We start from the raw sequence: 4,775 nt of genomic DNA, 5'->3' as shown, positions 1-4,775 counted from the left end.
GGCACGCTGGGCCTGGAAGTGGCCGACGAGCTCGATTGCGACACCGTGCTGGTGGCGGTCGGCGGCGGTGGCCTGGTCGGCGGGATCGCCGCGGCGTTGCCCGGCAAGCGGGTCGTGGCGGTCGAGCCCTCGTCCTGCCCGACGCTGCGGGCCGCGCTCGACAACGGCGGACCGGTGGACGTCACGGTGGGTGGGGTGGCCGCCGACTCCCTCGGCGCCCGCCGGCTCGGCGACATCCCGTACTCGATTGTGGCCTCTCGAGGAGTGGAGTCGCTGCTCGTCGACGACGCCGCGATCGTCGAGGCCCGGCGCCGGCTGTGGGAGGACTTCCGCGTGGTGGTGGAGCACGGGACGGCCGCGGCGTATGCGGCGCTTACCAGCGGCGTGTATGTCCCACGCGACGGCGAGCGGGTGGTCGTCCTGCTCTGCGGCGCCAACACCAACCCGGCCGACCTGGCCTGAGCGATCCCGCCGGGGCGTCGGCCAAGCGAAAAGTGGCAGGGCTACCACTTATCTCGTGGGCACTTTTCTCGCCGGGTGCGGCTCAGTCGCCGCGCGGTTGCGCCGATGGGTCATGACGTGGGAATCGAGGGAGTGCAGGGCCGCATCACCGACATCCAGAGCCGGATCCTCGCGCTGCAGACCCAGCAGGCCGCGAGCACGGCGACCAAGTCGTCGACGTCGACCACAGCGGGCGCGTCGGGCTCGCAGTTCGCGTCGTACCTCAACGATGCGGTGGCCACGCAGAACACCGGCACCACGAACAAGACCTACAACTTGAATAGCAAGGGCATCCCGACCGACCTGGCCGCGTACGGCAACGGGAAGATCCCGGCGAACGCGCTGGGCAAGGTCGGCGACACCAACCACAAGCTGTGGGCGCCGGCCGCCGAGTCGCTGAACAAGATGATCGCGGACGCCAAGAAGGAGGGCGTGACGATCGGCATCACCGACTCGTACCGCTCCTACGACGAGCAGGTGGACGTGGCCCGGCGCAAGGGCCTCTACTCGCAGGGCGGACTGGCCGCGAAGCCCGGCACCAGCGAGCACGGCTGGGGGATGGCCACCGACCTCGATCTGAACTCCAAGGCGCAGGCCTGGATGCGCAAGCACGCGGACGAGTACGGCTTCGTCGAGAACGTGCCCCGCGAACCGTGGCACTGGGCCTACAAGCCCAAGAGCGCCTAGCTACCACTTCTGCCGGCGCATCAGGCGATGCAGATGATCTCGCCGTGCAGCAGGGAGAGCCAGCCGTCCGGGTCGGCCGCCCACGCCAGCCAGGCCGCCGAGATCCGCTCCAGGTCCTCCTGCGTGGCGGCGCCGGTGGACAGCGCGGTCCGGGCCATTTTTGATTTCAGCACCCGCTCGGCCCACATCCCGCCCCACCACGAGCGGTCGGTCTCGTCGGCGAAGCACCACGTGCTCGACGACGCGGTCACGTCGGTGAAGCCGGCCGCGTGGGCCCAGCTGAGCAGTCGCCGCCCGGCGTCCGGCTCGCCGCCGTTGCCCCGCGCCACCCGCTGATAGAGCGCCAGCCACTCGTCCAGGCCCGGCACCCGCGGAAACCAGGTGAACGCCGCATAGTCGCTGTCGCGCACCGCCACCACGCCGCCCGGCCGGGTCACCCGTCGCATCTCGCGCAACGCCCGCACCGGGTCGCCGACGTGCTGCAACACCTGATGGGCATGCACCACGTCGAAGCTGTCGTCGGGAAAGTCCAGCGCCTGCACGTCCCCGACCGCGAAGTCCACCGTGTCGAGCCCGCGACGTGAGATCTCCGCCCGCGCCAGGCCGAGCGCCTCGCCGGTGGTCTCCAGCGCCGTCACCCGGCCGGGTGCGACTACCGTCGCGAGGTCGGCGGTGATTGTCCCCGGGCCGCAGCCGACGTCGAGCACCGCGACACCGGAAGTCAGCCGGGGCAGCAGATAGCCCGCCGAATTCTCTGCGGTGCGCCAGCGATGCGACCGCAGAACCGACTCGTGATGGCCGTGCGTGTACTTCACCATGCCCGTGACGCTAGTCGCGCTGTCCCAGCATGAGGGAGAGAAATCCCGCCATCCGGAAAGTCAACTCGGGCGATCAGAGGTCAGGCCGTAGTTTGTAGGCCATGAGGATCGGCATCGTAGGCGCGACGGGACAGGTCGGCGGCGTCATGCGCCGCATTCTGTCCGAGCGCGGTTTCCCCGTGGATCAGCTTCGACTCTTCGCCTCCGCCCGGTCGGCGGGCCGCACGGTGCCGTGGGGTGACGGCGAGGTGACGGTCGAGGACGCCGAGCAGGCCGACTTCGGCGGTCTGGACATCGTGCTCTTCTCCGCGGGCAAGGGCAGTTCCAAGGAGTACGCGCCCAGGGTGGCCGAGGCCGGCGCCGTGGTCATCGACAACTCCTCGGCCTGGCGGATGGACCCCGACGTGCCGCTCGTGGTCGCCGAGGTGAATCCCGACGCGGCCCGGCAGCGCCCCAAGGGCATCATCGCCAACCCCAACTGCACCACGATGGCCGCGATGCCGGTGCTGCGCCCGCTGCACGACGAGGCCGAGCTCGTCGCCATGGTCGCGACCACCTATCAGGCGGTGTCCGGCGCGGGTCTGGCCGGCGTCGCCGAGTTGTCCGAGCAGGTGCAGAAGGTCGCGGACCGCGCCGCCGAGCTGACCCATGCCGGCGACGCGGTGGAGTTCCCGGCGCCGCGATCGTTCGCCCGCCCGATCGCGTTCAACGTGCTGCCGCTGGCCGGCTCGATCGTCGACGACGGCCTCGAGGAGACCGACGAGGAGCAGAAGCTGCGCAACGAGAGCCGCAAGATTCTGGGCATCCCGTCGCTGCTCGTCTCCGGCACGTGCGTGCGCGTGCCCGTCTTCACCGGCCACTCGCTGCAGGTGAACGCCCGCTTCGCCCGGCCGCTCAGCCCTTCGCGGGCCCGCGAGCTGCTGACCGGCGCGCCCGGCGTGGAGCTGTCCGACATCCCCACGCCGCTGCAGGCGGCCGGTCGTGACCCGACCTTCGTGGGCCGGATCCGCGCTGACGAGACGGCGGAGAACGGCCTTGCGCTGTTCCTCTCCAACGACAATCTGCGCAAGGGCGCCGCGCTCAACGCCGTCCAGATCGCCGAGCTGGTGGCCGCAGAGCTGTCCTGATCGCTGACCAATCGCGCTGCACGAAACCTGCCCCGACGTGAACCCGGGGCGGGTTTTGTCGTTCGTTCGGGGAGTCTTCGGCACAATCCACAATGGAAATTCTGGACTTTTTGCCCGAATCGGTAGCGCATGGTCGGTTTGAGGTGCACAGTGATTTCATGAACGACAGTGGGCCTGGCGGGGGCGGCTATTTCTGGTGCCTCCGACACAACCGGGTCGAGTCCGGGGACGACGTGTGTCCCGCGCAGTACCGGCTCGGTCCGTACCCCTCCGCTGACGACGCAACGCGGGCACTCGAGACGGTCGAGAAGCGCAATGCGGCGTGGGACGCCGAGGACGCTCGCTGGACAGGGGAGGAAAGCTAGGCCGGCGCGGCACCTCGGGTCCATGCCGGAATCTCGCAGTCTCCTAGGCGGAGACGAGCCCGCAGTCATTCGCAAGGAGGAACATCCCCATGGCCGCTGCCATTAAGGCCAGTAAGAGCAAAACCGATTCGGGTACGCAGAGGAGCGCCGCGACCGCCGCCAGTCGGCCGTCCGCGACGCCCGCTGCGACCCGGAGCGCCACCGCGAAATCGGCCACCACGCGCCCGGCGAAGTCGGCAACGGCGAAGCCGGCCGCGACCCGGTCGGCCGCCACCAAGACGGCTGCCGCCAAGACCACGACGCGGTCGGCTGCCTCCAAGACGGCCGGCACCGCGGCGGCTGCCGCCAAGTCGGCCACCGCCAAGTCGGCCACCGCCAAGTCGGCTGCTGCCAAGACGGCCACGGCCCGGAAGCCCGCCACCACCAAGACGGCCGCCACGACGACCGCCGCCGGCAAGGCCACCGCTCGGAAGACGGCTGCCAACTCGAAGCCGACGGCTTCCAAGACGGCCGCTTCCAAGACGGCCGCGACCAAGACGGCTGCGACCAAGACGGCTGCCTCCAAGACGGCCACGACCAAGTCGGCTGCTTCCAAGTCGGCTGCGTCGTCCAAGTCGGCTGCGGCCACGACCGGTGCTGCCAAGACCGCTGCTTCCAAGACGGCCGCGACGGCGCGCAAGGCGTCCGACACCGCCAAGAAGGCGGCCACCACGGCTCGCAAGGCCGCCGGCACCGCGCGGAAGACGGCGACCAGCCGGCCCACCGCGGCCAAGGCCGGTTCGCCGCGCCCGGCGACCAAGACGACCGCGACCCGGACGTCGGCCTCGCGCCAGCCCGCCAAGAAGAACCAGCCCGCCAAGAAGATCAGTGCGGCGGAGTCCACCGCGGCGAAGCCGGCCACGGTCCGCGCCACGGCGGAGCCCGCCGCCAAGGCCGTCTCCGCGGCCGCCTCGGGCACCGCCAAGAAGACGACGACCGCCACCGCGGCCAAGAAGGCGCCGGCCCGCAAGGCCGCCACTAAGTCAACCGCCGCCAAGTCGACCGCCAAGAAGACGACGGCTGCCAAGAAGACGACGGCTGCGAAGAGCACCGCCGCCAAGAAGACCACGGCAGCGAAGAAGACGACGGCGGCGAAGAAGACGACCGCAGCCAAGAAGACGACGGCCACCAAGGCGGCGGCGAAGAAGACGACCGCGAAGAAGGCGCCGGCCAAGGCGGCATATGTCAAAAAATATTTTCACGCATAAAAAACGCTCTAAACCCTTTCACTTCAAGGA

Annotated in this window: 5 protein-coding genes; 3 read left to right on the top strand and 2 right to left on the bottom strand. The window is 69.9% G+C overall.

The window, feature by feature from the left end; translation table 11 throughout:
* Both AB0M20_RS27970 and AB0M20_RS27965 read left to right on the top strand, forming a co-directional pair.
* A partial coding sequence (locus AB0M20_RS27970) for a pyridoxal-phosphate dependent enzyme (RefSeq protein WP_364303167.1) occupies positions 1 to 462 on the top strand: 462 nt, incomplete at its 5' end.
* A 117-nt stretch (positions 463 to 579) separates the two neighbouring features.
* Positions 580 to 1,188: a M15 family metallopeptidase gene (locus AB0M20_RS27965; protein ID WP_364303165.1), complete on the top strand. Its 609-nt coding sequence runs from the start codon at positions 580 to 582 to the stop codon at positions 1,186 to 1,188.
* Positions 1,189 to 1,208: 20 nt separating this feature from the next.
* Here the strand turns inward: AB0M20_RS27965 and AB0M20_RS27960 are convergent, their stop codons facing one another.
* Positions 1,209 to 2,006 carry a methyltransferase domain-containing protein gene (locus AB0M20_RS27960; protein WP_364303163.1) on the bottom strand — a complete coding sequence of 266 codons (798 nt, stop codon included), beginning with the start codon at positions 2,004 to 2,006 and terminating at the stop codon, positions 1,209 to 1,211.
* Between the two features lie 101 nt (positions 2,007 to 2,107).
* Here AB0M20_RS27960 and AB0M20_RS27955 point away from each other — a divergent pair, with 101 nt between their 5' ends.
* Entirely contained in the window at positions 2,108 to 3,133 is a 1,026-nt protein-coding gene (locus AB0M20_RS27955) for an aspartate-semialdehyde dehydrogenase (protein ID WP_364303161.1), read from the top strand.
* A gap of 408 nt (positions 3,134 to 3,541) precedes the next feature.
* On the opposite strand, the gene AB0M20_RS27950 is transcribed toward AB0M20_RS27955, so the two are convergent.
* Positions 3,542 to 4,726: a hypothetical protein gene (locus AB0M20_RS27950; RefSeq protein WP_364303159.1), complete on the bottom strand. Its 1,185-nt coding sequence runs from the start codon at positions 4,724 to 4,726 to the stop codon at positions 3,542 to 3,544.
* Positions 4,727 to 4,775: the final 49 nt, after the last annotated feature.

The sequence above is a fragment of the Actinoplanes sp. NPDC051633 genome (genome assembly GCF_040681735.1).
Lineage (GTDB): Bacteria > Actinomycetota > Actinomycetes > Mycobacteriales > Micromonosporaceae > Actinoplanes.
The sequence above is the reverse complement of the archived record's forward strand: the minus strand, read 5'-3'. Positions and strand labels throughout refer to the sequence as shown.